Genomic DNA, 547 nt, shown 5'->3' on the forward strand with positions numbered 1-547 from the left:
GTTATTCAAGCTTTTTTGTTTTCTAACGGAGAGTTTGATCCTGGCTCAGGACGAACGCTGGCGGCGTGCTTAACACATGCAAGTCGAACGATGAAGACTGGTGCTTGCACTGGTTGGATTAGTGGCGAACGGGTGAGTAATACGTGAGTAACCTGCCTTTGACTCTGGGATAAGCCTGGGAAACTGGGTCTAATACCGGATATGACAAGGAACCGCATGGTTTTTTGTGGAAAGGGTTTGTACTGGTTTTAGATGGGCTCACGGCCTATCAGCTTGTTGGTGGGGTAATGGCTCACCAAGGCGACGACGGGTAGCCGGCCTGAGAGGGTGACCGGCCACACTGGGACTGAGACACGGCCCAGACTCCTACGGGAGGCAGCAGTGGGGAATATTGCACAATGGGCGCAAGCCTGATGCAGCGACGCCGCGTGAGGGATGACGGCCTTCGGGTTGTAAACCTCTTTCAGCAGGGAAGAAGCGAAAGTGACGGTACCTGCAGAAGAAGCGCCGGCTAACTACGTGCCAGCAGCCGCGGTAATACGTAGGG

Annotated in this window: 1 rRNA gene; it reads left to right on the forward strand. The window is 54.7% G+C overall.

Annotation, left to right across the window (positions count from 1 at the left end):
• Positions 1-22: 22 nt before the first annotated feature.
• Positions 23-547 (forward strand): 16S ribosomal RNA (locus tag ACFR81_RS10915); the annotation flags it as partial.

Origin of the sequence: Rothia amarae, assembly GCF_042677725.1 — a bacterium.
GTDB classification, from domain to species: Bacteria; Actinomycetota; Actinomycetes; order Actinomycetales; family Micrococcaceae; genus Rothia; species Rothia amarae.